Source organism: Peptostreptococcus anaerobius VPI 4330 = DSM 2949, assembly GCF_000381525.1.
Classification (GTDB): Bacteria; Bacillota; Clostridia; order Peptostreptococcales; family Peptostreptococcaceae; genus Peptostreptococcus; species Peptostreptococcus anaerobius.
In genome coordinates this window covers 1-26,604 of the sequence record NZ_KB906631.1, presented here as the reverse complement: position 1 = coordinate 26,604, position 26,604 = coordinate 1, and the positions used below count along the sequence as shown (strand labels likewise).

Annotated in this window: 27 protein-coding genes; 26 read left to right on the top strand and 1 reads right to left on the bottom strand. The window is 36.6% G+C overall.

Going from position 1 to position 26,604, the window contains the following annotated elements:
• The 11 genes from F823_RS0107890 to F823_RS0107840 form a co-directional block, all read left to right on the top strand.
• The coding region (locus F823_RS0107890) for a hypothetical protein (protein WP_019595461.1) at positions 1-250 on the top strand (250 nt) is incomplete at its 5' end.
• A gap of 91 nt (positions 251-341) precedes the next feature.
• Positions 342-1,682 carry a 16S rRNA (cytosine(967)-C(5))-methyltransferase RsmB gene (gene rsmB / locus F823_RS0107885; protein ID WP_019595575.1) on the top strand — a complete coding sequence of 447 codons (1,341 nt, stop codon included), beginning with the start codon at positions 342-344 and terminating at the stop codon, positions 1,680-1,682.
• Between the two features lie 22 nt (positions 1,683-1,704).
• Positions 1,705-2,763 carry a dual-specificity RNA methyltransferase RlmN gene (gene rlmN, locus F823_RS0107880; protein WP_002846034.1) on the top strand — a complete coding sequence of 353 codons (1,059 nt, stop codon included), beginning with the start codon at positions 1,705-1,707 and terminating at the stop codon, positions 2,761-2,763.
• A gap of 1 nt (position 2,764) precedes the next feature.
• On the top strand, positions 2,765-3,514 hold the full coding sequence (locus tag F823_RS0107875) for a Stp1/IreP family PP2C-type Ser/Thr phosphatase (protein WP_002842717.1): 750 nt from the start codon (positions 2,765-2,767) through the stop codon (positions 3,512-3,514).
• Positions 3,515-3,526: 12 nt separating this feature from the next.
• On the top strand, positions 3,527-5,413 hold the full coding sequence (pknB, locus tag F823_RS0107870; RefSeq protein WP_019595574.1) for a Stk1 family PASTA domain-containing Ser/Thr kinase: 1,887 nt from the start codon (positions 3,527-3,529) through the stop codon (positions 5,411-5,413).
• 104 nt (positions 5,414-5,517) lie between these two features.
• Positions 5,518-6,255 (top strand): elongation factor P 5-aminopentanone reductase, encoded by a 738-nt coding sequence (gene ymfI, locus F823_RS0107865; protein ID WP_002846037.1) that lies wholly within the window; start codon positions 5,518-5,520, stop codon positions 6,253-6,255.
• 108 nt (positions 6,256-6,363) lie between these two features.
• Positions 6,364-7,257 (top strand): ribosome small subunit-dependent GTPase A, encoded by an 894-nt coding sequence (gene rsgA, locus F823_RS0107860; protein WP_002842709.1) that lies wholly within the window; start codon positions 6,364-6,366, stop codon positions 7,255-7,257.
• A complete protein-coding gene (rpe, locus tag F823_RS0107855; protein ID WP_002842714.1) occupies positions 7,257-7,916 on the top strand; it encodes a ribulose-phosphate 3-epimerase in 660 nt (219 codons plus the stop codon). Before rsgA ends, rpe begins: the two co-directional genes overlap by 1 nt.
• Positions 7,917-7,925: 9 nt before the next feature.
• Positions 7,926-8,582, top strand: a complete 657-nt coding sequence (locus F823_RS0107850) for a thiamine diphosphokinase (protein WP_026333368.1) — start codon at positions 7,926-7,928, stop codon at positions 8,580-8,582.
• A 13-nt stretch (positions 8,583-8,595) separates the two neighbouring features.
• Entirely contained in the window at positions 8,596-9,309 is a 714-nt protein-coding gene (locus F823_RS0107845) for a response regulator transcription factor (protein ID WP_002842684.1), read from the top strand.
• Complete coding sequence (locus F823_RS0107840) at positions 9,284-11,665, top strand: sensor histidine kinase (protein WP_002846041.1); 2,382 nt, start codon at positions 9,284-9,286, stop codon at positions 11,663-11,665. The genes F823_RS0107845 and F823_RS0107840 overlap by 26 nt, the downstream gene beginning before the upstream one ends.
• Positions 11,666-11,854: 189 nt before the next feature.
• Here the strand turns inward: F823_RS0107840 and rpmB are convergent, their stop codons facing one another.
• Entirely contained in the window at positions 11,855-12,043 is a 189-nt protein-coding gene (gene rpmB, locus F823_RS0107835; RefSeq protein WP_002842707.1) for a 50S ribosomal protein L28, read from the bottom strand.
• Between the two features lie 217 nt (positions 12,044-12,260).
• Between rpmB and F823_RS0107830 the strand changes: the two genes are divergently transcribed.
• The 15 genes from F823_RS0107830 (at position 12,261) to nusB (ending at position 26,287) form a co-directional block, all read left to right on the top strand.
• Complete coding sequence (locus F823_RS0107830) at positions 12,261-12,611, top strand: Asp23/Gls24 family envelope stress response protein (protein WP_002842710.1); 351 nt, start codon at positions 12,261-12,263, stop codon at positions 12,609-12,611.
• Positions 12,612-12,625: 14 nt separating this feature from the next.
• Entirely contained in the window at positions 12,626-14,308 is a 1,683-nt protein-coding gene (locus F823_RS0107825; RefSeq protein WP_002846042.1) for a DAK2 domain-containing protein, read from the top strand.
• Between the two features lie 58 nt (positions 14,309-14,366).
• On the top strand, positions 14,367-16,424 hold the full coding sequence (gene recG, locus F823_RS0107820) for an ATP-dependent DNA helicase RecG (protein WP_019595573.1): 2,058 nt from the start codon (positions 14,367-14,369) through the stop codon (positions 16,422-16,424).
• A 77-nt stretch (positions 16,425-16,501) separates the two neighbouring features.
• Positions 16,502-17,062: a 16S rRNA (guanine(966)-N(2))-methyltransferase RsmD gene (gene rsmD, locus F823_RS0107815; protein ID WP_002846045.1), complete on the top strand. Its 561-nt coding sequence runs from the start codon at positions 16,502-16,504 to the stop codon at positions 17,060-17,062.
• Positions 17,055-17,552 carry a pantetheine-phosphate adenylyltransferase gene (coaD, locus tag F823_RS0107810; RefSeq protein ID WP_002842722.1) on the top strand — a complete coding sequence of 166 codons (498 nt, stop codon included), beginning with the start codon at positions 17,055-17,057 and terminating at the stop codon, positions 17,550-17,552. The genes rsmD and coaD overlap by 8 nt, the downstream gene beginning before the upstream one ends.
• Before the next feature lie 93 nt (positions 17,553-17,645).
• Positions 17,646-18,191: a hypothetical protein gene (locus tag F823_RS0107805; protein WP_002842675.1), complete on the top strand. Its 546-nt coding sequence runs from the start codon at positions 17,646-17,648 to the stop codon at positions 18,189-18,191.
• A 46-nt stretch (positions 18,192-18,237) separates the two neighbouring features.
• Positions 18,238-19,557, top strand: coding sequence for a nucleotidyltransferase (locus F823_RS0107800; protein ID WP_019595572.1), 1,320 nt, complete (start codon positions 18,238-18,240; stop codon positions 19,555-19,557).
• Between the two features lie 70 nt (positions 19,558-19,627).
• On the top strand, positions 19,628-20,824 hold the full coding sequence (locus tag F823_RS0107795) for an acetate/propionate family kinase (protein ID WP_002846048.1): 1,197 nt from the start codon (positions 19,628-19,630) through the stop codon (positions 20,822-20,824).
• 198 nt (positions 20,825-21,022) lie between these two features.
• Positions 21,023-21,544 (top strand): YceD family protein, encoded by a 522-nt coding sequence (locus tag F823_RS0107790; protein WP_002842670.1) that lies wholly within the window; start codon positions 21,023-21,025, stop codon positions 21,542-21,544.
• Positions 21,545-21,561: 17 nt separating this feature from the next.
• On the top strand, positions 21,562-21,741 hold the full coding sequence (rpmF, locus tag F823_RS0107785; RefSeq protein WP_002842672.1) for a 50S ribosomal protein L32: 180 nt from the start codon (positions 21,562-21,564) through the stop codon (positions 21,739-21,741).
• Positions 21,742-22,015: 274 nt separating this feature from the next.
• Entirely contained in the window at positions 22,016-22,267 is a 252-nt protein-coding gene (locus F823_RS0107780; RefSeq protein ID WP_002842719.1) for a GNAT family N-acetyltransferase, read from the top strand.
• Between the two features lie 119 nt (positions 22,268-22,386).
• Positions 22,387-23,397 carry a phosphate acyltransferase PlsX gene (gene plsX / locus F823_RS0107775; protein WP_019595571.1) on the top strand — a complete coding sequence of 337 codons (1,011 nt, stop codon included), beginning with the start codon at positions 22,387-22,389 and terminating at the stop codon, positions 23,395-23,397.
• Between the two features lie 27 nt (positions 23,398-23,424).
• On the top strand, positions 23,425-25,401 hold the full coding sequence (locus tag F823_RS0107770) for a fructose-bisphosphatase class III (protein ID WP_002846051.1): 1,977 nt from the start codon (positions 23,425-23,427) through the stop codon (positions 25,399-25,401).
• Positions 25,402-25,461: 60 nt separating this feature from the next.
• Positions 25,462-25,800 carry an Asp23/Gls24 family envelope stress response protein gene (locus F823_RS0107765; protein WP_002842666.1) on the top strand — a complete coding sequence of 113 codons (339 nt, stop codon included), beginning with the start codon at positions 25,462-25,464 and terminating at the stop codon, positions 25,798-25,800.
• Positions 25,793-26,287, top strand: coding sequence for a transcription antitermination factor NusB (gene nusB, locus F823_RS0107760; RefSeq protein WP_002846053.1), 495 nt, complete (start codon positions 25,793-25,795; stop codon positions 26,285-26,287). Before F823_RS0107765 ends, nusB begins: the two co-directional genes overlap by 8 nt.
• Positions 26,288-26,604 lie beyond the last annotated feature (317 nt).

Below are 26,604 nucleotides of genomic sequence, written 5' to 3'. Positions count from 1 at the left end.
AAATATGACAAAAATAGACGAACATCTTCGAAACCGTATGAGAATAGTCATCTGGAAACAGTGGAAAACCAGTGAGAAAAGGATGTGGGGGTTAAAGAAACTTGGCGTACCCGAATGGATGGCAAGACAATCCGTAGGATTTGCAGACCATTATCAGGCGGTAGCAAAAACAGCCGGACTTCGCAAGATAACAAAAGAAATCCTCGCAAAGCGAGGACTCATTAGTTGTTTAGATTATTACATGAATTGAACCGCCGTATGCCGAACGGCACGTACGGTGGTGTGAGAGGGAGGAGAAAGTCCTCCCTACTCGATTAGTTTATAAAGATTGGTGGATTATAATGACAGCGAGAAATATTGCCTATAAGGTACTACTAGATATAGAAAAAAACTCCAACTACTCTAATATAGCACTAAATAAATTTTTAAAAGATAGCAAGTTAACTAATAAGGATAGGGGCCTTGCTACTGAGATTGTTTATGGTGTTGTAGCCAACAAGAGGACCTTGGACTATATGATAAATAAAAAATCTAAAATAAAAGTAAAAAAGATGAATCACTCAGTCAAGATAATATTGAGAATGGGTGTATACCAACTCCTATACCTAGATAGGGTGGCTGATTATGGAGTCATAGATGAAGCGGTTAAGATGATGAAGAAGATAGATAGGCGTTCATCAGGTTTTGTAAATGCAATCTTAAGAAATATATCAAGAGAGAAGGATAGCATTTTGGACCTAGACGATAGCTACAAAAATCTAGCTATAAAGTATTCATATGAGGACTGGATTGTCGATAGGATCAGTGACCAGTATGGAAAAGAGAGGACGTCCAATATCTTAGCTGCCTTGTCTATTAGGCCGAGGATTTTCCTAAGGATAAATAGGAACAAGTTAAGAGATGGTGAAAATCTGTCAGACCTAAAAAAATATATAGTAGATAGGCTGGAAAAGGATGGCGTCATAGTCAGAGATAGGCATATTTTAGAAGAAGCCATAGAAGTTGAGAACTTCAAACAGATTGAAAACAAGGACCTATTTAAAAGTGGTTATATAAGCGTTCAGGATATATCTTCAATGATGGTGGCAAGGGCCCTAAACCCTAAGAAGAATTCTAAGGTACTAGACCTTTGTGCAGCACCAGGTGGCAAGTCATGCCATATAGGAGAAATGATGAAAGATTCAGGTTCTGTATTGGCATGTGATGTTTTTGACCACAAGATCAAACTTATCAAGGCCTACTCAAATAGGCTGGGTCTAACTAATATAGAAGCCTGCATCAACAATGCCATGGTCCTAAATGAAGATTATGTGGGGGCATTTGATTATGTAGTATGTGATGTTCCTTGTTCAGGTATGGGTATAGTCAGGAGGAAGCCTGAAATAAAATACAAGAAAAAAGAAGATGTTGATTCACTACCCAAGATACAGAGAAAAATCCTGGACAATGCATCAAAGTACATAAAAAAAGATGGAGTCCTTATATACTCGACTTGCACTATATTCAAAGAGGAAAATATCGAACTAATTGAAGAATTTTTGAAAGATAACAAAGAATTTAAAATAGAATCAATAGAAAACTTGCCTTTTGAAAGAGAAAGGTTGGACAAAGGATACCTGGAAATTATTCCAGACAGGGATGATATGGACGGATTCTTTATCTGTAGGATGAAAAAAATTTAAAAATTAATCGAGGTGTGGTATAATGAATGAAGGTAAGATAGGGAAAGTAGTTCTTAAAAACCTGACTGAAGAAGAGATGGTGGAGTTTATCTTATCTTTGGGCGAGAAAAAGTTTAGGGCAGCCCAGGTTTATTCTTGGGTCTACAAAAACATCAGGGACTTTGATGAAATGAAAAATGTACCTAAGAGTCTGAGGGACAAATTGAGGGAAAAGTCAATAATTGGCAACCTTGATATAGAACTTAAACTAGAGTCAAAGATAGATAATACAAAGAAATATCTTTTTCTTTTAAACGACGGAAATATCATAGAGACAGTCGCTATGGATTATGATAGCAGGCTTACAGTCTGTGTGTCAAACCAGGTAGGATGTCGTATGGGATGTAACTTTTGTGCATCTACAATAGGCGGTCTTTCTAGGCACTTAGAAGCATGGGAAATACTTGACCAGATTATGAAGGTTCAAGAAGACCTGGGCAAGAGGGTGTCTAATATAGTCATGATGGGCAGTGGAGAACCTCTTGACAATTTTGACAACTCTATGAGATTTTTGAAGTTGGTAAATGAAAAAAACGGCTTGAATATAGGTAATAGACATATTACCCTTTCAACGTGTGGTTTGGTAGATAGGATATTGGAACTTGCCGATATGCAGATTCCGATAAACCTTGCGATCTCTCTACATTCTCCATATGATGAAGAGAGAAAGGAAATAATGCCAATAGCCAAAAAATATACGATTAAAGAGTTGATGGATGCATGTAGGTACTACATATCTAAGACTAATAGGAGGGTTACTTTTGAGTATGCCTTGATAAAAGACAAGAACAATACTGATAGGGAGGCTAAGAAATTAGTTGAGCTCTTGAGGGGTATGTTGTGTCATGTTAATTTGATCCCTATTAATCCGATTGCTGAAAGAGACTATGAAAAACCAAACATAGAATACATTAATAAATTCAAAAATTATTTGGATAAAAACAAGATTCCTGTATCGATCAGAAACTCTATGGGCTCTGACATAAGCGGTGCCTGTGGTCAGTTGAGGAGAGACTACAAGGGAACTTCAAAGGAGGAATAGTATGGATTTTGTTTGTACTTCTCATATTGGAATGGTCAGAAAAAACAACGAAGACTATTGCAAAGGGGAGATAATAGAAATAGGTGATGGAAAAGAGATAGGTATATTTGCCATAGCCGATGGTATGGGAGGTCACAATAAGGGTGAAGTAGCAAGCCAGTTGGCAGTTGACAATATCATAGATTTTTTCAATGACAACCTTATACAAAATGATACAGTAAAAATCGAATACATAGATGATATTATAAAGCAGGCATACAATACTGTGAATTCTATGATCTATGAGAAATCTAGAGAAGATATAACGTATGAAGGCATGGGTACAACTCTTACACTTGCAATTGTATACGACAACAAGGCCTATATAGCCAATGTCGGAGATTCAAGATGTTATATTGAAGAGGGTGGCAATCTTAGAAGAGTTACATCTGACCACTCAATTGTAGAGGAGTATATCAAGGCCAATATTATAACAGAAGAAGAGGCTAGGAGCCATCCAGATAGAAATAAGATTACTAGGGCGGTAGGAACTGAGCCGATTGTGGTTGTGGATATCTTTACAGAAGAACTTACTAGCGGACAAAAGCTACTTTTGACTACTGACGGTCTAACTGGTGCTGCTGTGCATGATGATATAGTTAAGGTTTTTGAAGTTGATGAAGCTTTGGACAAGGTAGCTGACAACCTAGTAGACCTAGCAAACCAGTCATCAGGTAAAGATAATGTAACTGTAATAATAGTTGTAGCGTAAGGTGGTGTTATTATGGGAGCAACGGTATTAGGAAACAGATATGAAATCCTTAGAAAAATTGGTGACGGAGGTATGGCCTTTGTATACCAGGCTAGGGATAAGTTATTAAATAGAATAGTAGCAGTAAAGGTACTAAGACCTGAGTTTGTAGATGACCAGGAATTTTTGGTTAAGTTTAAGAGAGAGGCAGAGGCTGTTGCCAGTCTATCTCACCCTAATATAGTGAATGTATATGATGTCGGCGAAGATGGCAAGGTTCACTATATAGTAATGGAGTATGTCGATGGCCAGAACCTAAAAGAGATAATTCAAAATGAAGGTTCTCTTGAAGAATATACTGCTCTAGACATAGCAAAACAGATAGCAAGGGCTCTTGGTGCGGCTCATAGAAACGGTATTATCCACCGTGATATAAAGCCTCATAATATCCTTATATCCAAGGATGGAAGGCAGGTGAAGGTTGCTGACTTTGGTATAGCCAAGGCTGTGTCATCATCAACTATGACGAATATGGGAAGTGTAATAGGGTCTGTCCATTATATTTCACCAGAACAGGCCAAGGGCAAGCACTTGACATCAAATGCAGACCTTTATTCCTTGGGGATAGTTCTTTATGAGATGATAATAGGTAGGGTTCCATTTAGCGGAGACAGCCCAATTTCTATAGCCCTAAAGCATATCAATGAAGAGATTGTATTCTCCAATGAGGAGGTCGTTAGGGTTCCAAAGAGCGTTAGGACAATCATTTCCAAGTTGACTGACAAAAATCCTGATGGAAGATATCAGACAGCTGAAGAGTTAATAGAGGATATAGAGTATGTTGAGAGAAATATAGACCTCAATTATATAAAGGACTACGATTCCTTTGCAACAGCCGATATGGACCACAAGGATCCTACACCTTTCTTTGGTAGAAAGCCTAATGTAAATAGGGATTACGAAGAGTATGACGACGATGATTATGAAGACGAATACTACGAAGATGAGTATTACGATGATGAATATGATGAAGACGAATACTACGAAAATAAGAAAAAGTCCAGAAGAGATAAGAAAAAAGATAAAAAGGATAGAAAAAAGAATAAGAGACAGGAGACACCTCAGTCTAGAAGAAGGCTAAAGATTTTGGCTGCTATATTGATCCTGATACTAATAGGTTATGCGGCTGTTTTTGCAAAATTGATGGGGCTAGGACCATTTTCAAATAGGTCTAACCAGGAGCAAGTTGTTGCCCCTAGTCTACTGAATATGAGCCTTGCAGAAGCACAAAATAAGCTAGATGGTACGGGCATAAAATTGGTTGTTAAATCTGAGGAATATTCTAGTCAAGTTCCTGAAGGTAAAATTATAAGTCAGACTCCTAGCAGTGGATCCAACCTTAATAAGGGAGACTCAATAGAAGTAATAGTCAGTAAGGGGGCTAGTAAGGTTCCAGTTCCTAATGTGATAGGATTAAAGCTAACTCAGGCTGAGAAACTTCTAAACGATAACGGCCTGCTTTTGGGTAATGTCAAATACGAATATAATAGTGCTCCTGAAGGAACGGTTCTAAGTCAGAGTTTGGTAGGTGGATCTAGTGATGAAGGACAGAAGGTATCATTGGTTGTCAGCAAGGGCAAAAAGAAGTCTGAGGAAAAACCAAGCATCATTGAGGAAGGCTCAAATCCATCATACAATCCAAATCCTGATACAGGTTCTACAGGAGGATCAACTAGGATAGTTGAACCTGACACTAGTGGATCATCAAGAGGATCTTCTTCTAGGGGTTCTAGTGGATCATCAAGTGGAAGCACTTCTAGAGGTTCTAGTGGATCATCAGGTGAAAGTTCATCAGGATCATCAAGTGGTTCTGGCAGTGTTATAGATGATTCTTCCAGAACAGGTTCTGTAGTTGAATAGTAATTAATAAAAGGGCTATCTTAGATAGCTCTTTTTTATGTCATACAATCTTTTTATGACATAAAAGAAGTTGGTATTGTATTTAAATTTTATAAGGAGGGACTATGAATAAAGTTGCACTTGTTACAGGAGCGTCTAGGGGGATAGGAAGGCAGATAGCCATAGACCTTTCTAAGGCAGGCTATGAGATAATAATAAACTACAATAAGTCTCATGAAAAGGCCAAAGACCTAGTGGACAAGATAAGATCTAATGGATACAAGGCACAAATTTATAGGGCTGATGTATCCCAGGAAAATCAAGTTATAGAGATGTTTGACTATATATACAAGACATATGGAAGATTGGATCTATTGGTCAATAATGCGGGTGTAGCCCTTGATGGAAGCCTGTTAACTGATACAAGTACAGATGCTTGGAATTATGTAATAGATTCTAACCTAAGGTCTGTTTACCTGTGTTCAAGAGAGGCTCTAAAAATCATGCAGCCACAACATGACGGTAAAATAATCAACATAGCGTCAATGTGGGGTGAAGTTGGAGGTTCCTGTGAAGTAATATACTCAGCTAGTAAGGCTGGTGTTATTGGTCTTACAAAGGCCCTAGCCAAGGAGGTTGGTCCATCTGGCATAAGGGTTAACTGTGTATCTCCGGGTGTTATTATGACGGATATGATGGAGGGCTATACAGAAGATGACCTTGCTTGTTTAAGAGATGAAACTCCTATTATGGAGCTTGGCAAGGTAGGAGACATATCGTCAATGGTTCTTTACCTAGCATCAAAAGAGGCAGGATTTATCACAGGGCAAATCATGTCAGTCAATGGTGGTATAGTAATATAGGAACAATAAATATATCTTGGGGCTTATCTAAAGAGATTAATCTATGATATAATTAAGAGATAGGTATAATAGTAGACAAGTTGATATTATTTGAGTAGGAGGATAGGTTTGACAAAAGGAATAATTATTAAGGGTATCAGTAGCTTTTACTATGTACAAGTGGGTGAAGATATCTATGAATGCAAGGCAAGGGGTATATTTAGGAAGAAAAATATGGCACCTCTAGTAGGAGATCGTGTTGTGTTATCCATACTAGATGAAGAAGGCAAGAAGGGCATAATAGATGAAATATTGCCTAGAAAATCATATCTAGTTAGACCTCCTATAGCCAATATAGACAAGGTCCTAATCACTTTTTCTGTCAAGGAACCTGTACCTAATCTGTCTCTTCTAGATAGGTTTATAATACTGGCAGAGAGAGAAGAGTTAGAGATTGTAATCCTTCTTACCAAGACTGACCTCGATGAAGACAGGCTTATATCAAATCAGATTAAGGAAGAGTTTGAGTCTATAGGATATCCTGTCATAGATGTATGCGCTAGGACAGGAGAAAATATCGACAGGGTAATAGAAGAAATGGAAGGATGTGTTTCTGTATTTGCAGGCCAGTCTGGAGTTGGAAAGTCTTCTATACTCAATGCTATTGACCCTGAGTTTAACCTCAAGACGGCTGAGATATCTCAAAAGTTGGGTAGGGGTAAGCATACTACAAGACATGCCGAGCTATACAAGATAGGAAAGAATGCAGTTGTTGCAGATACGCCAGGTTTTTCATCTTTTGATGTCAATGAACTTGATCCAGAGGAACTTAGGGAATATTTTGTTGAGTTTGGCGAGTATAGTGATTGTAGGTTTGGTAATAAATGCATACACAAAAATGAGCCGGATTGCGGCGTAAAAGAAGCAGTAGAAAATGGACATATTTCAAAGAGAAGATATGAATCTTATTTACAATTGTTAGATGAAATAAATAATAATGGAAAATTTAGGAGGAAATTATAATGATAAAGTTAGCGCCATCAATATTATCAGCAAACTTTGCTGAACTATTAGCGGATTGTAAGAAGGCTCAGGATGCAGGTTGTGAATACCTACACTTAGATGTTATGGATGGACACTATGTGCCTAATATCACATTTGGACCAGCTGTAATAAAGAGTCTTAGAAAAGATATAGATATGGTATTTGATGCCCACCTGATGATTACAGATCCAGATGCATATATGGATGCACTTGCAGATGCTGGATGTGATATAGTAACTGTACACCAGGAAGCATGTACTCACCTACACAGGACTATACAAAATATAAAATCACATGGCATGAAGGCTGGAGTAGTATTAAATCCAGCAACACCAGTAGAAACTATAAAGCATGTTTTATGTGATGTTGATATGGTACTATTGATGTCAGTAAACCCTGGATTTGGTGGACAGGCATTTATACCAGAAACTATCAATAAGATCAAAGAACTAAAGTCTATGATCGATGAAAGAGGCCTAGAAATAGATATAGAGGTTGACGGTGGTGTCAAGGCTTCTAATATAAAGGAAGTAGTAGACGCAGGTGCCAATATCATAGTTGGTGGTTCATCAATATTCGGACACGATGATATAAACAAGGCTGTAGAAGACCTTAGAAATGCAGCTCAGGGAAAGTAGTTGATCAAATTGGCTAAAGAAAAAAAAGCAAGTTTGTTTTTAAATGGAGAGATAGAGGATATAGATCAAATAAAGTCTAAGTTTGACAAGGAAAATTACGATATCGTAATTGGGGTCGATGGTGGAGCAAATCACCTTCAGAGAATAGGAGCAGTACCAGACTACATAGTAGGAGATCTTGATTCAATTGACAAAGAATCTCTAACTTTTTTTATTGAAAAAGGTACGGAATTTAAGAAGTATCCCAGCAAAAAAAACGAGACAGACACGGAGTTAGCTATATGGTTGGCAAGAGACTTGGGAGCCCAAAGTATAGATTTATACGGGGCTCTTGGAGGCAGAATAGACCATGAAATAGCTAACATACACCTACTGTATTATATTATCAAAAGGGGTTTAAATCCTAGGATATTAGATAAGAATAGAGACTTGTATATAGTAGGAAAAGATCCTCTAGAAATAAGTGGAAAAGCTGGTGATTTGATTTCTCTTATACCCTTGTATGGCGATGCTAAGGGAGTTACACTTGGTGGATTGGAGTATCCACTGGAAAAATATGATATGGAATTTTCAAAACCAAGAGGAATTTCAAATGTAATGATAGGCCAAAAGTGTTCTATAAGTCTTGAAGAAGGCTATCTTTTGGTTATAAAGAATGAATTATAAGGAGACTAAATCAATGAAAGTATATACGGTACTTCTGGTAGAAGATGAAAAAGATATAGCCGACGCAGTTGAAGTATACTTACGTAACCAAGGATATGAAGTAATAAAGGCAAGTAACGGGCAAGAAGGTCTAGAAATGATTGAAAAAAATGAAGTCCACCTTGCCATAGTTGATCTTATGATGCCTGTAATGGATGGTACAACAATGATTATGAAGTTGAGGGAAAAGTACGACTTCCCTGTAATAATACTTTCTGCAAAGTCAGAAGAAGTAGACAAGATAATGGGACTTAATATAGGTGCTGATGACTATGTGAACAAGCCATTTAAACCTTTAGAGCTTCTAGCAAGAGTCAACTCACAGCTAAGAAGATACACTAAGTATTTAAACCTTGTAAAAGAGGGCGGAGAAGAAAATAAAAATGATGGTATCTATACAATAGGTGGTCTAGAATTAAATGAGCACACAAGAGTTGTAACAGTTGATGGATTGCCAGTAAAGATAACTCCTATAGAATTTAAAATTATAAATCTTTTGATTAAGAATCCAGGTAGGGTATATTCGTCTGAAGAAATATATGAAAAAGTTTGGAACGAAACAGCGATAAGCACTGATACAGTTATGGTACATATAAGGAACATTAGAGAAAAAATAGAACTTGACTCTAAAAATCCTAAATACCTAAAGGTGGTGTGGGGAGTTGGATATAAAATCGACAAAATATAAGAAAATATTTAATAGAATTGATGTTAAAATAAGTAAGACCTACTTTACAGTGTTGGTGAATTTAATAATGGTTTGCTTGACAGCCTTTACCATGTATTCATATTACGGAGTTGAGCTACAACTTGCAAAGACAAAACGTTCAAACCCGTTTGACTCGCTTATGTATGCAAATAGTTTGTTCGACTCAAATTATTATCTTAATTACAAGGCTAGCCAAAATGAAAATAATAGAATACAAAGACCAGCGGACTTTTATTTATCTAAATCAACTATTGATAAGCTAGTTGAAAATGTAGATGTTGATTACTATTCTGCAAAGTTAGAAGAGGAAGATATAAAAAATTCATTTGACGAAAGCTTTAAGAGTGTAAGTGACTACATACTTGGCTCAGAAGGGCAACAAAAATATCTCACAATAAATACAAAGACAGGTCACAGAATATCAAATTATAATTTTGATAATAATATCATAGATAAAATACTAGAGTACAAGGACAACCGTAGCAATATGAATACCCACCAAAGGAGAGAGGTCAGTAAGAGTATCAGCGACCACTTGTCTGAAAAGTATAGAAACTATGTGGTCTTGGAGTATGATGATAAGGGCAACTATAAGACTCTATACACATATGGTATAAATGAAGCGGGTTTTAATAACTATTTTTTACAGCTTGAATCTAGAAAAAAATTAGATGAAGTATATATTGTTGATCCAGACCACTATGAAGGGTTTGGTGCCTACAGTATAGATCCAATTAAAAACAGGATATTTGTCTACGCTTTACCTAATAATCTTGATATATCTTTTTATAAACCTGAAAACTCTATTTCCTATATTATGTATGACACGGAGAGAGAGGTCTATGATGACTTTGTGAGCTTTCAGGAAAAGATATGTCTAGCTATAATTATAATAACTTTATTAATACCTACAAGCCAATTGAAAAAGTATTGGGGGATATCTACAGGCCTTAAATTGCCACTATTTGTTATACTGTCTGTTGCTACTATAATATACTTTACATTTATTGACAGTGTGCCCAAAGTATATATGTTAAGAGAAACTATAAATGGCAGCATACTCAGGGGCATAATGCAAAGTCGAATTGACCCGACCTGGTATAGGAATATAGTAAATTTTATAAATATAGTATTTTGGTTCTGTTCATATACATTTGTATTCTGTTATGTTGTAATATTCAAGCGATTTATTGAATATGGTCCTAAGAAATATATCGAAAATAATAGCGTAATCTACTATATTTTATCTAGATACTTGGCAAGGGTTAAGGCATTTATAAATAGTGTTGTATTATTTGATATGAGCAAGAAATATAATAGGTTATGGATTATAGGTATTGTTATAGTATTTGCAGGGGCTACTGTCTTATCAGTAACCAAGTATACAGAACCTCTTCCTTGGGTTATGTCTATTCTTATATTTTTGATACTTATGCTTAGCTATATAAAGGTTGTTTCAAGGCAGATTAAAGATGTAGTAGAGGATTATTCAAAACTCCTTGAGCTTACAGAGTCTATTGCCAAGGGTGACCTAGATAAGGATATAGAAAGCGAGAATATAGGTGTATATAACGAGATTAAGCTACAACTGGTATCTATAAAAGAGGCATACAAGAAATCTGTTCAAGAGGAAATAAGGAGTCAGCAGATGAAAAGTGAGTTGATATCCAATGTATCACATGACTTAAAGACACCTTTGACATCCATTATAACCTATTCAGACCTATTGATGAATATGGATACATCAGGAGATGCTAGAAAATATATAGAGACTATAAATAGGAAATCTGAAAGACTCAAAATTCTTATAGATGATATGTTTGAAATATCCAAGGCTCAAACAGGAAATATAAAGCTAAATTTAAACTACATAAATGTTGTAGAGTTGATGAAGCAGACAGTGGGAGAACTAGAAGACATACTTGCAAATAGGAATATAATGCTGATGACCAAGTATCCGGAATATAAGGTCATACTAGAGTTAGATGGGGAAAAAACCTATAGGGTGTTTGAAAATCTATTGGTTAATATGTCTAAGTATGCTATGCCGAATACCAGAGCCTATGTTGAGATACGAGATGAGGGTGACGAGGTACTTATATCATTCAAAAATATATCTGAGAACTTTATAGATTTTAGGGAAGACGAAATAATTGAAAGATTTATAAGAGGTGATAGGTCTAGAAATACAGAGGGTTCTGGTCTAGGACTATCTATTACTAAATCTTACGTTGAGCTTCAAAAGGGTGCTATAGAGATTGTATTGGATGCAGACCTATTTAAAGTAAATATCAGGTTTAAAAAAACAATCGATGATTTAAATAATAAAAAATAATTATAAAAGAGGTGCTAGTTCAAAAAATGGACTAGCACCTCTTTTATAAGTGATATATTATTTATATTGATAAAGAATAGATTTGATTAATTTTAATATTTAAAGCCATAAGGTATTTAATCAATTACCATATGCTTGATTTTGCCTAGAATGTAAAAAAAGGTGTCCTGTGGACACCATTTTAATTTACTATGCTCTTTCAACTTTTCCTGAACGTAAACATCTTGTACAAACAGAAACTCTCTTTGGAGTACCATCCTCTACGATCTTAACATTTCTTAAGTTTGCTGACCAACTTCTCTTGTTATGCTTGTTTGAGTGAGATACCTGGTTACCAGATACTTTACCCTTACCGCACACGCTACATACCTTTGACATTGAGCACACCTCCTTAATACTATAATATTAAGCCTAAAAACATAATTAATAATATCATAACAGGTTGAAAAAATCAAGTATAAATTGCATTAATATGAATTTTTCTGTATAATAGGAGGTAGGTAACAAGTATATGAGAAAAAGTTCGATCAAAATATTGAATTAAAAGCTTTTATATATTAATATAAGATATATGTACACTATTAGGAGGTAAGGCATGAGTTCACTAGTAAGTAATAAATTAGGAAAAATAGAAATAGACAAGCATGTATTAGCCCAGCTTACTTATAAGGCTGCTACAGAAAGTTACGGTTTGGTCGGATTTTCTTCAAAGTCAAAGGGAATAGTTGAGTTATTAAAGGGAGAAAATGCTACTAAGGGTGTAAACATAGTAGAATTAAACGAAACAGAAGTTGATATTGAAATATTTGTAATATTACAGTATGGAACTAATATAACTACAGTTGCAAATAATATAATAGAGAGAATAAAGTATACTGTTGAGACTTATTCGGGCGTAAAGATTAACCAGGTTACTGTAAGCGTTCAGGGAATAAGAGTTAAGTAAACAGGAGGAGAGAAATGAATCAAAGTATAAATGGTAAATTATTTAGGGAGATGTTTGTGTCGGGAGCTAATAACCTTAAAAATAACAAGGACTTGATAGACAAACTAAATGTATTCCCTGTACCAGATGGGGATACTGGTACTAATATGTCGATGACGATATCATCTGCTATTAGAGAACTAAATAATTTAAAAAATGATAATCTGACAGAAGTAGGAAAGACCCTATCAAAGGGATCTTTGATGGGAGCCAGGGGTAATTCAGGTGTTATCCTTTCTCAGATTATCAGGGGTATGGCTTCTTCAATGGAAGGCAAGAAAGAATTAGGAGTTGAAGACCTAGCTAAGGCTTTAAAGTCAGGTGCAGATACTGCCTATAAGGCTGTTATAAAGCCTATAGAGGGTACAATTCTGACAGTTGTTAGAGAGTCAGGAGAATTTGCTATATTAAATTCACATAAGTTCAAGACTGTATCTGAACTTATGGAGGCAGTTGTAATGGAAGCTGAGGCATCACTAGAGAGGACTCCTAATCTTCTGAAAAACTTGAAGGATGCTGGGGTTGTTGATTCAGGTGGTAAGGGTCTAGTATGCCTTTATGAAGGTATGCTATTTGCTATTAAGGGACAGCCAGTAGAGCTATTGGATGCTCAAGATGAGTCCTCTAAGCCAGCACAGGTTGGTCTTATGAGTGATTCAGCTCAGAATGCCGATATAAAATTTGGATACTGTACTGAGTTCATACTTGAATCAGACAAGGTTGAAGAAGATACTATAAGAGACATTATGCTAGGATATGGGGATAGTTTGGTTGTTGTAGGCTATGACGGAATGATTAAGGTTCACGTTCATACCAACAATCCAGGAAATGCCCTACAGGAGGCTCTAAAGTTTGGTCAGTTGGTGACTATCAAAATAGAAAATATGAGACTTCAGCACAACAACACAATTATACCTGATGAAGAACAAGAGCAGGCTATAGAGGGTGTAAGGATTGAACAAGCATCTAGCGTTAAGGAAGCTGCCGGTCAGCAGGAAAAGAAAAAGTATGGATTTATAACTACGACAATGGGTAGGGGTCTAGCTGAAATATTTGAAGAGTTTGGAGTAGATATAGTAATAGAGGGTGGACAGACGATGAACCCATCTACAGAAGACTTTATGAATGCAGTTGGGGCTGTAAATGCTGATCATATATTTATCCTACCAAACAACTCAAATGTTATAATGGCTGCTAACCAGGCTAAGGAGCTTTCAGACAAGGATGTATATGTAGTTCCTACAAAAAATATACCTCAGGGTATATCAAGTCTTATAAACTTTGAGCCGGATGCAAATCCAGAAGATAATATGGCTAGATTTATGGAGTCAATTAGTATGGTCAAGTCAGGCGAAGTAACATTTGCTGTAAGAGACACTATAATGGATGGAATAGAAGTTTCAGAAGGTGACATCATAGGTATAACTGCTAAGAAGCTTGTAGATTCTGGCAAGGATGTAAACAAAGTTACTAAGAAACTGATCAAGTCTATGGTGGACGAAGATTCAGCTATAGTTACTATTTACTATGGAGAAGACGTAGAAGAAGATAGTGCTAGATTGTTTGCTGAAATTATTCAGGATGAGTTTGATGATTTAGATGTAGAACTATATTATGGTGGTCAGCCATTATATTACTATCTAATTTCAGTTGAATAGATGATACTTAGGATGGAGCTGCTTTAAGGTGGCTCCTTTTTTATAGGGAGGAAGGTATATGTACAGTGTACTAAATGAAAAAATACAATATATCAAGGGTATTGGCCCCAAAAAAGCTGACAAGATGTCAAAGCTAGGTATATTCACCATAGAAGATGCCCTTTTCTACTTTCCAAGACAGTTTGAGGACCGTTCTAGGGTAAAGAAAGTTTTTCAACTAGAGGATGGTGAAAAAGTAGCCATAGAAGTAAAGATAGAGAGGATCAGCTCTAGAAGGGTAAGAAAGCTCAGTATAACTGAATTATTTGTAAAGGATGATACCAAGGCCTGTAAGCTTGTTTTCTTTAACAAGGGCTATCTTAGAAATACCTTTAGGGTGGGGGATGAGGTCAAGGTCTTTGGTACTGTTAAGATAAGGCCTACAGGTATTGTAGAGATGCACAATTGTGAGATAGAATACGACAAGCTAGACAAGAATACAGGAATAATAATACCGGTATACAAGCTATCTAATGGTGTTACAAACAAGGATGTCATGGGCATGATCAGGAATATTTTTGAGATGCCGGATATCAAGATCAAGGAATACCTGCCACAATGGATCATAGACAAGTACAACCTATGCGATATCAACTTTGCTATTAAGAGTATGCATTTCCCTGAGAAAAAAGAAAATGTCAAGATAGCAATGTTCAGGCTTATATTTGAAGAGCTCTTATTTTTACAGTTGGGCTTGTTCACTATAAAGGGTGACAATAGGATTGCTAGTGGCATCAGTCAGCCTGTTCACAAGGACCTAAAGGCTATTGAAAATGGTCTAGGATTCAAGTTGACACGTGCCCAACAAAGAGCCTATGATGATATCCTAAGGGATATGGAGTCAGGCAAGGTCATGAATAGGCTAGTCCAGGGTGATGTGGGATCTGGCAAGACTGCTGTTGCCCAACTTGCCTTAGCGAATACAGTACTAAATGGATATCAAGGAGCCTATATGGCACCTACCGAGATATTGGCCAACCAGCATTTTGAGTCATTTCTTGACTTTTTTAAAAATACACCAATAAGGGTAGAACTACTTACGGGGAGCGTATCCAAGAAAAGATCTGAGGATATAAGGGAAAGACTAAAAAATGGAGAGATAGACATTTTAATAGGTACCCATGCCCTTATAGAGGACAAGGTAGAGTTTAATAAGCTAGGACTTGTAATTACGGATGAACAGCATAGGTTTGGTGTTAGGCAAAGGGGTAGGCTGACTGCCAAGGCCCTTAGTCCAGATGTCTTAGTTATGACGGCGACACCTATACCTAGGACCCTTGCCCTTATTCTGTACGGAGACCTGGATATATCTATTATAGACGAGTTGCCTCCAGGTAGACAAAAGATAGATACAATAGCTGTTTACGAGGACAAGAGGGATATATACTATGAGCGAAATATAAGAAAAGAAGTAGAGATGGGCCACCAGGTATATGTTGTATGTCCCTTGGTTGAAGAGAGCGAAGTATTGGATGTCAAGTCTGCTACAGAAGTATATGATGAACTACAGTATAGGTTTTTTACAGACCTTAGAATAGGTCTATTGCACGGTAAGATGAAGCCATCAGAAAAAGATGAAGTCATGGAGGCGTTTAAAAACCATGAATTAGATATTCTGGTTTCAACTACTGTTATAGAGGTTGGGGTCAATGTGCCTAATGCCACTGTTATGGTTGTAGAAAATGCAGAGAGGTTTGGACTTGCTCAGCTCCACCAGTTAAGAGGACGAGTAGGAAGGGGCAAATCCAAGTCGTATTGTTGCTTGATATACAAGTCAAGATCAGATGTCTGCAAGAAAAGGATGGATATAATGGAAGAGACCAATGACGGTTTTGTAATATCTGAAAAAGACCTTGAAATAAGGGGACCTGGAGACTTCTTTGGGACTAGGCAGCATGGTCTTCCTGAACTTAAGGTTGCAAACCTATTTAAACATATCAAGATACTTAGGATGGTTCAGCTAGAAGCCAGGGAGATATACAGTAAGGATCCAGGATTAGATTTTATAGAAAACAAAGGATTGAGGCAAAATATAGAAAAAATGTTTAAAAATATTGGTGAAAATATATCTTTATAAGTATATTACCTAGTTAAAAGGGTCTTATTGTGATAAAATATAGGAGTACAGTTTAATTATTAATAGGAGGTATTTTAATGAGAGTTATTTCAGGAAGTGCCAGAGGACTTAAGTTAAATACTCCAGAAGATTATGACATAAGACCTACTACTGATAGGGTTAAGGAGTCGATGTTTAACGTTATATCTCCGTATGTCTATGATGCAGAGGTTCTAGATCTTTTTTCTGGAAGTGGAGCTCTTGGTGTAGAGGCCTTATCAAGGGGAGCAAGCCACGTTTATTTTTGTGACAAGGATCCGAAAAGTATTGGTGTTACAAAATCAAATATATCCAAGGCCAAGTTTGAAGCTAGGTCTACAGTGATACTTGGTGACTACTTAAAGGCCATTAGCAATATTTCTTCCAAAAAAGAGAAGATGGATATAATATTTATAGATCCGCCATACTATAAGGGTTTGTTTGGCGAGGTACTAAAAGAGATTGTAGACCAAGGCATACTAGAAGAAGATGGGATATTGGTAGTGGAGCATGACTATCAAGTGGCTATCGAAGAAGTAGATGGTCTTAATATCATAAAAAATAAGAAATACGGAAAAACAGCGGTAACAATTTATGGTTTGGAGGACGAAGATGAGTAAATCCATAAAGGCAATTTTTGCAGGGAGTTTTGATCCTGTCACAAATGGGCATGTAGATATTATAGAAAGAGCTTCCAAGCTATTTGACGAATTGAAAATTGGAGTTTTAATTAACCCAAATAAAAATAGTCTTTTTACAATAGAGGAAAGAATGAATTTAATAAAAGAGGCCACTTGTCATATTGACAATGTTGAAATAATATTTTTCGAAGGTCTTTTAATAGATTATTGTAAGCAAAATGATATAAGTGTATTGGTTAGGGGTGTAAGGTCTGCAGCTGATGTAGACTATGAGCTACAGATGGCCCATATGAATAAGGAATTATGTACAGATATTGAAACAGTCATATTGCCTACTAATACCAAATATTCTTTTGTTAGTTCATCATTGATAAAAGAAGTACTACACTTTAATGCAGAAATAAAAAATTTAGTTCCGGCTTGTGTTTTAAGAGAGTTGTCAAAGAAAAATAACAAAAAAGACAAGTAAGAAAAACAGGCAGGACATGTTAATTATATAAGTCAAACAAATAAGCCATATTGATGATATGGCTAGTAAGAAATGGATTAACTGGAGGTCAGTATGAGCGAAAATATAAAAATAATGGACATAATTCATGATATGGAGATTATACTCGATGAAGCAAGTGGTTTTCCACTTTCAAAAAAAGTAGGTATAGATAAGGAAGAATTTTTGGACCTACTATCAGAACTAAAAGATGCCCTACCTTTTGAACTTGAAACTGCCATAAATATTATCAAGGAACAGGATGCAATACTTGAAGCTGCCAGAAATGACGCCAAGTTCTTGCTTGATGATGCTAAGCGTGAAAGAGATCAAAAATACAAGGAATGTAATGAAGAAATAATAATAAAAAATAAGCAAGTAGACTCTGAAATAGAAAATATGATGAAGGAAGCTACTATTAGGGCTGAAGAATTGGTATCAGAAAATAGGATAACTAAGGATGCTAAGGCTAGGTCTGAAAGGATGATAAAGGAAGCTACTGAGTATACTAGAAACCTAAGAGATGGTGCTAGAAGTTACTCAATAGAACTCCTAGACACTGCTGAATCTACTTTGGCAGAGCTTCTTGCAGAAGTGAGAAACAACAAGTCACAGCTGTAATAAATATAAATTATAGAATATTTTATATAGTTAAAGGGGAATACTGATGAAAATTGGGGGAATAATTGCGGAATACAATCCGTTTCACAATGGACACAAGTACCATATTGAAGAATTTAAGGAAAAATCATCTTGTAGTCACTTGGTTGCAGTTACTAGCGGTAACTTTGTTCAAAGAGGTGGTCCAGCCATAGTTGACAAGTACACTAGGGCTAAGATGGCCTTGGATAACGGTGTTGACCTAGTATTAGAAATGCCTGCCTATTATGCAACTCAGACAGCGGAAATATTTTCTAGAGGGGCTGTTATGACTTTAGAAGCCCTAAACTGTGTAGATAGTTTTTGCTTTGGGTCAGAACATGGAGAGATTGACAAGTTAAAAGAGGCAGCTGCCATTTCAATGGGTATCAGTGGTGACTACGAAGTTAGCCTTAGAAAAAACATAGAAGAAGGTATGCCATTTGCTGTAGCTAGGGAGATGGCAGTAAGAGAATATATGGATGAGGTACCAAGTGACTTTTTCAAGGGGTCAAACAATATCTTGGCAATAGAGTATCTAAGGGAACTTATAAGACTTGATTCAAAGATGGAGCCAATTACAATTAGAAGAATGAGTGCTGGTCACAATTCTAGGGAAGTAAGTGGTGATATATCATCTGCTACTGCTATTAGAAAGGTCTTGAATGGACTTGAGTTGCGTGAGAATGTAATGAATACAAAGGACAAGCGTGACTTCTTAAGGAAGATTTCAATTATTGAAAATAGTGTTCCAAAGACCATATATTTTGAGTTGATAGACATGATATCTAAGGAAATGTATCCGCTTGACAATGAGGACTTTTTCAGTGAAATAAGAACTTGTGTAATAAGAAATGAAGGCACACTTCACAATTATTTTGAGGTAAAAGAAGGGCTTGAAAATTCTATAAGAAAGACTGTTGTCAGGGCACCTAAATTTGACGATGTAGTTGCAGAATTGAAGTCTAAAAGATATACTTCATCAAAGATAAGAAGATGTTTGTTCAATATCCTACTAGGTGTAAAAGATAGAGATATGGACATTGCCAAGAATTTAAAGCAATTGCCATATGTTAGGGTGTTGGCTCTTAATGATAAGGGTAGAGAAATACTAAAAAAGATTAAAGAAGTATCTGACGTAGACGTAGTGTCTAGTCCAGCTAAGGCAAAGCTTACGGATTCTTATATTGAAAATCCAGTCTATAAGATGTTGTTTGATTTTGATCTTAGGTCTTCTAGTATCTACTACCAAAAATACTACAGTAACCACAGAGAACAGTTGGAGAATGGTGAGGTAGATTATTTCAACCTTATAACCAGGTTGGAACAAAAAAATGATATTGACTAGGTATGGCAAGCTAATTTGAAATAGTCCTAGTAATATATATACAATGAATTATACATGGAGGTAATTATTAATGAAAGTTTTGGTATTAAATTGTGGTAGTTCATCATTGAAGTATCAGTTAGTTGATATGGACAATGAGGCTGTACTTTGCAAGGGGTTAGTTGAGAGAATAGGAATTGAAGGATCTATCCTTAAGCATGAAAAGGACGGTATGGAAGGTAAGCATATCGTTGAAGAACCAATGAAGGACCACAAGGATGCGATAGGACATGTACTAAGTGCAGTAGCTGACTCAAAAGTTGGTGCTGTAAAGGAAATGTCAGAAATAGATGCTGTAGGTCATAGAATAGTACACGGTGGAGAAAAGTTTGCTTCATCTGCAGTACTAACTGATGAAGTAGTAGCAGCTATAAAGGATTGTAGCGATCTTGCTCCTCTACACAATCCAGCTAACCTAATGGGTGTAGAAGCTTGTAAGGCTATACTTCCAGATGTACCAATGGTAGCTGTATTTGATACAGCCTTCCACCAGACTATGCCTAAGAAGTCATTTATGTATGGTCTACCACATGAATTATACACTAAGCATGGTGTAAGAAGATATGGATTCCACGGTACATCTCACCTATACGTTTCACAGAAGGCTGCTGAAATGTTAGGCAAGAAGCCAGAAGAAGTTAAGATAATAACTTGCCACCTAGGTAACGGTGCATCTATAACTGCAGTAGATGGTGGAAAGTCAGTTGATACATCAATGGGTCTCACTCCACTTGAAGGTCTAATCATGGGAACTAGATGTGGTGACATAGATCCAGCTATAATACCTTTTGTAATGAAGAAGGAAGGTTTAGATGCTGATGGTGTCGACAAGCTAATGAACAAGGAGTCAGGAGTATACGGTATGACTGGTATATCTTCAGACTTTAGAGATATAGAAGATGCTGCAGCTGAAGGTAACGAACTTGCTATCAATGCCCTAGATGCCTATGCTCAGAGAGTAAAGAAGTACATAGGTGCTTACGCTGCTGAAATGAATGGTGTAGATGCTATAGTATTTACAGCAGGTCTTGGAGAAAATGGTATAAGTATGAGAGAGATGATCTGTGCTGACATGGACTTCATGGGTATCAAGCTAGATGCAGAAAAGAACAATGTAAGAGGTAAGGACAGAATAATCTCAGCTGATGATTCTAAGGTTAAGGTATTATTAATACCAACAAACGAAGAATTAATGATAGCTAGAGATACACTAAGATTGTCTAAGTAGTAGAGTATATTTAGGACCCGTACTAACGGGTCCTGATATATAAATTATCCAGATTCCTCCTCTTGTCTTATGAGAATTTACAATTGTAGCTTCTATCTTTAAAAAATCAGCTATTAGCTAGAATTGTAGATTAAAACTATTGACAAAAAAAAACTTGGAATGTATAATGGATAGGTAATGTTTTTAGAGGTGATAGTTATGATGTTAAATATTGATTCTCTTAGTAATAAAAGTAGAGATCATATTGATTTTTCTATTGTTGATGAAAATTCTGAATTGGATTTTGGTCAAGGAGAGTTGAGATTGACGTCACCTATTCGTCTAGAGGGTAGGGTTGAGAGGACTGGTAGAAACTTCTTATTGAAGATGAAGGTCTCTTTTGACTATATTGATAATTGTGCTAGATGCCTAGTTGAGGTTGAAAGTGCACTTGATTATGATGTAGTTGCCTACTTGATGAGAGATGAATATGACGAAGGTGAATATGAGGATGTGGATGTATTTTCAATTGATTCCAGCGAGGTTGACCTCTTGGATATTGTAAATGCGACATTGACAAGTAATTTACCACCAAAAGTAATATGTAGCGAAGACTGCAAAGGTATATGTTCAGGCTGTGGAGTCAACCTAAACTTGCATGAATGTGAGTGTCCGGTAGATGATACAGAAGATGATGACATTGACCCTAGATTTGCTAAGTTAAAAGAATTGTTAAAATAGAGTAAGGAGGTGTCTTCATGGCAGTACCAAAGCGTAGAACATCTAAATCTAAAAAGAATATGAGAAGAGCGTCTAATTCAAAGATGGTTCCAGCTGGTTTTGTAGAGTGTCCACAGTGTCACGAACCAAAGCTTCCACACAGAGTGTGTCCAACTTGTGGATCATACGATGGTAAGGAAGTAGTATCAGTTGACTAATTAGATTTAGTAAAAAAGAGAATGTTAGGTAGCGTAGATTTTTATCTACGCTATTTTTGCGTACTTATAAAAGATAAAAAGTCTAAAAATTATATATTTTAATGTGTATAGGAACTTTAATATGGTATTATATGTAATAAAGGCAAAGTATGGATGATACATAGTTAGTTGTTTGCAAAGAATATAAAGAAGATTAGGAAGAGATACTTGTACGATTGCTACTATCATGCTAGGTGGATGTGTTTTATTAATATATTATTAAGGAGGTAATGCTATGTTTATCAAAGAAAAAGAAAGAATCTATATGAATAATGAAGAAGGTCAGATGGTTGCTGAGGTAACCTTTCCTGAAGTAAGAGAAGGAGTCAATAATATTAACCATACTTTTGTTGACGGATCTTTAAGAGGTCAGGGAATAGCAGGCAAGCTAATGAAAGAGGCAGTTGATACAATTAGGGCTAATGGTAACGAGATTGAGGCATCATGCACATATGCAATTAAATGGCTTGATAAGGAAGGTAAATAGGATAATTTTAATAAATGCTAGTGTGATACTATTACATCTTTTTCCAATTAACACCTCTAGTCCCCTACAATACCCCTAAATATGGTATAATTATAGTATGAAAGTTAATGGAGGTAATCATGAAAATAGTTATAGATGGAATGGGTGGAGATAATGCACCACAGGCAGTTGTAGAAGGGGCTTGTATGGCTGTTAATGAATATGGTGTAGATATCATCATAACTGGTGACAAGGACCAGATTGAAAATGAATTAAAAAAGCATAACTGCGACAAGTCAAAGATAGAGCTTGTACATACAACTCAGGTAATTACAAATGAAGAAAAGCCTGTCTCAGCTATCAGGAGAAAGACTGATTCTTCTATGGTGGTTGCCCTAAAGATGGTCAAGGACAAGAAGGCCGATGTAGTAATCTCAGCTGGTTCTACTGGGGCCCTTTTAAGTGGCGGTGTATTCGTTGTAAAGAGGATTAAGGGTATTTCTAGACCTTGTATATGCTCTAGCATACCTACTATAGATGGTGGATATGTCATGCTATCGGATACAGGGGCAAATGTAGATTGTAGTGTTGAGAACCTACATGATTTTGCTATAATGACAGATATTTATGCCAAGAGGGTCATGGGGATTGAAAATCCTAGGATAGCCCTAGCCAATATAGGTACTGAAGAGGCCAAGGGTAATGACCTTGTCAAGAAGTCTTTTGAAGACTTATCTGAAGAAAAATCTATCAATTTTATAGGCAATATGGAAACTAGGGAAATCCTAAATGGTGTATGTGATGTAGTTGTTTGCGATGGATTTATAGGCAATATCATCCTAAAGACCCTAGAGGGAACTGTTATATCATTATTAAAGACCCTAAAGCAGGCTATGATGTCTACAACAAAGTCTAAGATAGGAGCCCTACTGATGAAGTCTGAACTAGTAAAGGTCAAGGACCTACTTGACTATACTGCAGTTGGTGGAGCACCGTTTTTGGGAGTTGAAGGTGGGGTCATAAAGGCACATGGTTCTTCAAATGCAAGGGCAATAAAGAATGCTATCAGACAGGGTATAGCCCTACATGAGGGTAATGTTGTCAATGAAATAAAAACATATATTGAAAATATGGGTGATAAAGAAGCATAGACTGATCTTATATAAGGAGCGTTGGATATGGAAAACAAGTATACACAAGTAGATACAGAGTTGGATATGAAATACCTTAGGTTGTTGTCTAGTCGCTATCCTACTATTTCAAAGGCCAGCACAGAGATAATAAATTTGGAGGCAATACTAAATCTTCCTAAGGGGACTGAGCATTTTCTATCTGATATACATGGTGAGCATGAGCCTTTTATCCATGTATTAAAGAACGGTTCAGGTGTTGTTAGAAGAAAGATTGACGAGCTGTTCTCCGACACTATGATGGAGTCTGAAAAGAGTACGCTTGCAACCTTGGTATATTATCCAAATAGCAAGCTAGAGCTTATTAGAAAGACTGAACAAAATATGGACGAGTTTTATAGGATATATATCTACAGGCTAGTTGAGCTTTGTAAGTATTGTTCTAGTAAATATACAAGGTCCAAGGTTAGAAAGTTGCTACCTGAAGAATATTCCTACATTATAGAGGAACTATTACACGAGCATAGAAAGAGTGAGCACAAGGAAGAATACTACGAGTCTTTAATAGATACTATTATAGATTTGGGTCAGGCACAGGACTTTATAGTTGCCATATCCAAGTCTATACAGAGGTTGGTAGTTGATAGGTTGCACATAGTAGGAGACATATATGATAGGGGGCCTAGGCCTGACCTTATCATTGATAGGTTGATCAAACACCACTGTGTTGATATCCAGTGGGGCAACCACGATATTCTGTGGATGGGGGCAGCTGCAGGTGAGAAGACTTGTATAGCCAACGCTGTTAGAATATCTTCTAGGTACGCTAATTTGGATGTACTTGAGGATGTCTACGGTATCAACCTTTTGCCTCTTGCAACATTTGCATCTGCCGTTTACAAGGACGACCCTTGTAAGGAGTTTATACCAAAGGTTGACAAGGATGAGTTCAATACCAGGGAAATATCCTTGATAGCCAAGATGCACAAGGCCATATCAATAATCCAGTTCAAACTTGAGGGTGAGATTATATCTAGACATCCTGAGTATGAGATGGACCACAGGATGCTCCTTGACAAGGTTGACTACGAGTCAGGTATTATAACTATTAAGGGTAAAGAGTATGACCTAGTCGATAGAAATTTCCCAACAATTGATCCAGCGAGTCCTTTTAGGCTTACTGGTGAGGAGCATGATGTTGTAGACAAGCTAGTCAGATCATTCTCAATGAGTGATAAATTACAAAAGCATATTAATTTTTTGTTTTCAAAGGGATCAATATATCTTAAGTACAATGGAAACCTATTAATACATGGTGGTGTTCCCCTAAATGATGATGGCAGTTTTATGTCCATGGAACTAGAGGGGCAGAGATATTCTGGCAAGGCTTTGCTGGACAAGATGGAAGCCCTTGTTAGAGAGGGTTATTATGGTTCTGACGGTAGCAAAAAAGACTACGGAAGAGACCTATTTTGGTACTTGTGGACAGGCAAGTGTTCATCCCTGTTTGGTAAAGATGATATGACTACCTATGAAAGGTATTTTATAGAGGACAAGGAGACCCACAAGGAGAACAAGAACCCTTATTTCACACTTAGGGAAGATATGGATATATTGAAGCATATATTTGATGAGTTTGATATGGATTTTGAAGAAGACCATATCATAAATGGACACGTTCCTGTAAAGTTTAAGAAGGGTGAGAGCCCAGTCAAAGCCCAGGGCAAGGTATTTGTAATAGATGGTGGATTCTCAAAGGCCTACCAGTCCAAGACGGGTATGGCTGGCTATACATTGATATACAACTCAAGGCACCTAAAGCTAATAGCCCATGAGCCATTTACATCCAAGGAAGATGCAGTAGCAAATGGAAGGGATATTATATCTTCTACAGTCCTAGTAGAGCACAAGTCCAGTAGAAAGAAGATCAAAGATACAAATGACGGTAAGCAATTACAGGAGACTGTAGAGGACTTAAAGAAGCTACTTGTAGCCTATAGGAGTGGTTTGATAAAGGAAAAATAGTTTGCAAAAATCCCTGTGATTTGGTATTATGTAGGGAGAAGTTATTAACGGAGGTGTAACATGGAAAATTTAGGACAAGTAAAAATATCTAATGATGTTATCCAGACTATAGCTGGTTTTGCAGCATTAGAAATAGAAGGAATTGACACATCAACATCATTTACAGATAAATTATTCAGAAATAACGGAATAAAGGTAGAAATCCAGGAAGACCAGGCTGAGATATCGATGGTTCTTTCTGTAAAGTACGGAGAAATAATACCAGAAGTATGCCAGAAGGTTCAGGAAAATATCATAAACGCAGTAGAAACAATGGCAGGTCTAAGGGTATCACAGGTTAACATTAGGGTTGAAAGTGTTGACGTAAAAAAGGAAAGAGAAAAGAAAGATAATGAGTAATAGGGATATAATAATACAGAGAAAAGTATCAAGAGAACTATTTATGAAGTTCTTGTACCAGGAAGCTGTACTAAAGTCTGACTGGTCTGATTTAAAAGCAAAATTTGAAGAATTTATACCTTCAGTTCAGGACGATGCAATGGAAATACATAATTCACATGGCGGTAGGGAACTTGACCTACTAGAAATGCCAGGAGATCTTTTATTGGATGCATCTTACTTGATGGATATGGTAGCTGCTTTTGATGCCAATAGAGAAGAGATAGATTCAAATATTAATAAGTTTGCAAGAAAATGGACTATTGACACCCTACCAATAGTCGATGTTGCAATACTTAGGATGGCTATTACGGAAATTCTGTACATGATAGATATACCAGACGGTATCTCTTGTGATGAAGCCGTAAATTTAGCTAAGAAGTATTGTGATGACGGAGCCTACAAGTATATAAATGGTATACTTGGTAGTGTAGTAAACGACAAATAATATTATATAATATAATAACATCGTGTAGTATCAAAAAGACCCTCAGATTTTCTGGGGGTCTTTTTGAGTATGACGGGCATGCCGTCAGTCTGTGGTGAAAGTCCACGTAGGGCGTAGTTGCCGACGAACCTCATAGCAACTTGCAAGGTTATCACCGTGAGGTGATGGCGAGAAGAAGCAATAGCAAAATCGTAGCCTGACGTACAGAAACCTAATATAAAGGCTTACATAAAGGATGAGTGGGCTCAAAGTCACGAAGTCCAAAAGGCAAACGTAACTTATGTAAGTAAATTAGGCAGGTAGACGAGGAAAGACTG

Bases quoted from the DNA above. Each gene is read 5' to 3' on its own strand.
- recG (WP_019595573.1), top strand. From the start codon at position 14,367: ATGTACAGTGTACTAAATGAAAAAATACAATATATCAAGGGTATTGGC.
- rlmN (WP_002846034.1), top strand. From the start codon at position 1,705: ATGAATGAAGGTAAGATAGGGAAAGTAGTTCTTAAAAACCTGACTGAA.
- F823_RS0107795 (WP_002846048.1), top strand. From the start codon at position 19,628: ATGAAAGTTTTGGTATTAAATTGTGGTAGTTCATCATTGAAGTATCAG.
- coaD (WP_002842722.1), top strand. From the start codon at position 17,055: ATGAGTAAATCCATAAAGGCAATTTTTGCAGGGAGTTTTGATCCTGTC.
- rsmB (WP_019595575.1), top strand. From the start codon at position 342: ATGACAGCGAGAAATATTGCCTATAAGGTACTACTAGATATAGAAAAA.
- nusB (WP_002846053.1), top strand. From the start codon at position 25,793: ATGAGTAATAGGGATATAATAATACAGAGAAAAGTATCAAGAGAACTA.
- F823_RS0107830 (WP_002842710.1), top strand. From the start codon at position 12,261: ATGAGTTCACTAGTAAGTAATAAATTAGGAAAAATAGAAATAGACAAG.
- rsmD (WP_002846045.1), top strand. From the start codon at position 16,502: ATGAGAGTTATTTCAGGAAGTGCCAGAGGACTTAAGTTAAATACTCCA.
- F823_RS0107845 (WP_002842684.1), top strand. From the start codon at position 8,596: ATGAAAGTATATACGGTACTTCTGGTAGAAGATGAAAAAGATATAGCC.
- F823_RS0107780 (WP_002842719.1), top strand. From the start codon at position 22,016: ATGTTTATCAAAGAAAAAGAAAGAATCTATATGAATAATGAAGAAGGT.
- rpe (WP_002842714.1), top strand. From the start codon at position 7,257: ATGATAAAGTTAGCGCCATCAATATTATCAGCAAACTTTGCTGAACTA.
- plsX (WP_019595571.1), top strand. From the start codon at position 22,387: ATGAAAATAGTTATAGATGGAATGGGTGGAGATAATGCACCACAGGCA.
- F823_RS0107765 (WP_002842666.1), top strand. From the start codon at position 25,462: ATGGAAAATTTAGGACAAGTAAAAATATCTAATGATGTTATCCAGACT.
- F823_RS0107875 (WP_002842717.1), top strand. From the start codon at position 2,765: ATGGATTTTGTTTGTACTTCTCATATTGGAATGGTCAGAAAAAACAAC.
- F823_RS0107770 (WP_002846051.1), top strand. From the start codon at position 23,425: ATGGAAAACAAGTATACACAAGTAGATACAGAGTTGGATATGAAATAC.
- pknB (WP_019595574.1), top strand. From the start codon at position 3,527: ATGGGAGCAACGGTATTAGGAAACAGATATGAAATCCTTAGAAAAATT.
- F823_RS0107800 (WP_019595572.1), top strand. From the start codon at position 18,238: ATGAAAATTGGGGGAATAATTGCGGAATACAATCCGTTTCACAATGGA.
- F823_RS0107790 (WP_002842670.1), top strand. From the start codon at position 21,023: ATGATGTTAAATATTGATTCTCTTAGTAATAAAAGTAGAGATCATATT.
- ymfI (WP_002846037.1), top strand. From the start codon at position 5,518: ATGAATAAAGTTGCACTTGTTACAGGAGCGTCTAGGGGGATAGGAAGG.
- rpmF (WP_002842672.1), top strand. From the start codon at position 21,562: ATGGCAGTACCAAAGCGTAGAACATCTAAATCTAAAAAGAATATGAGA.
- rpmB (WP_002842707.1), bottom strand. From the start codon at position 12,043: ATGTCAAAGGTATGTAGCGTGTGCGGTAAGGGTAAAGTATCTGGTAAC.
- F823_RS0107805 (WP_002842675.1), top strand. From the start codon at position 17,646: ATGAGCGAAAATATAAAAATAATGGACATAATTCATGATATGGAGATT.
- F823_RS0107825 (WP_002846042.1), top strand. From the start codon at position 12,626: ATGAATCAAAGTATAAATGGTAAATTATTTAGGGAGATGTTTGTGTCG.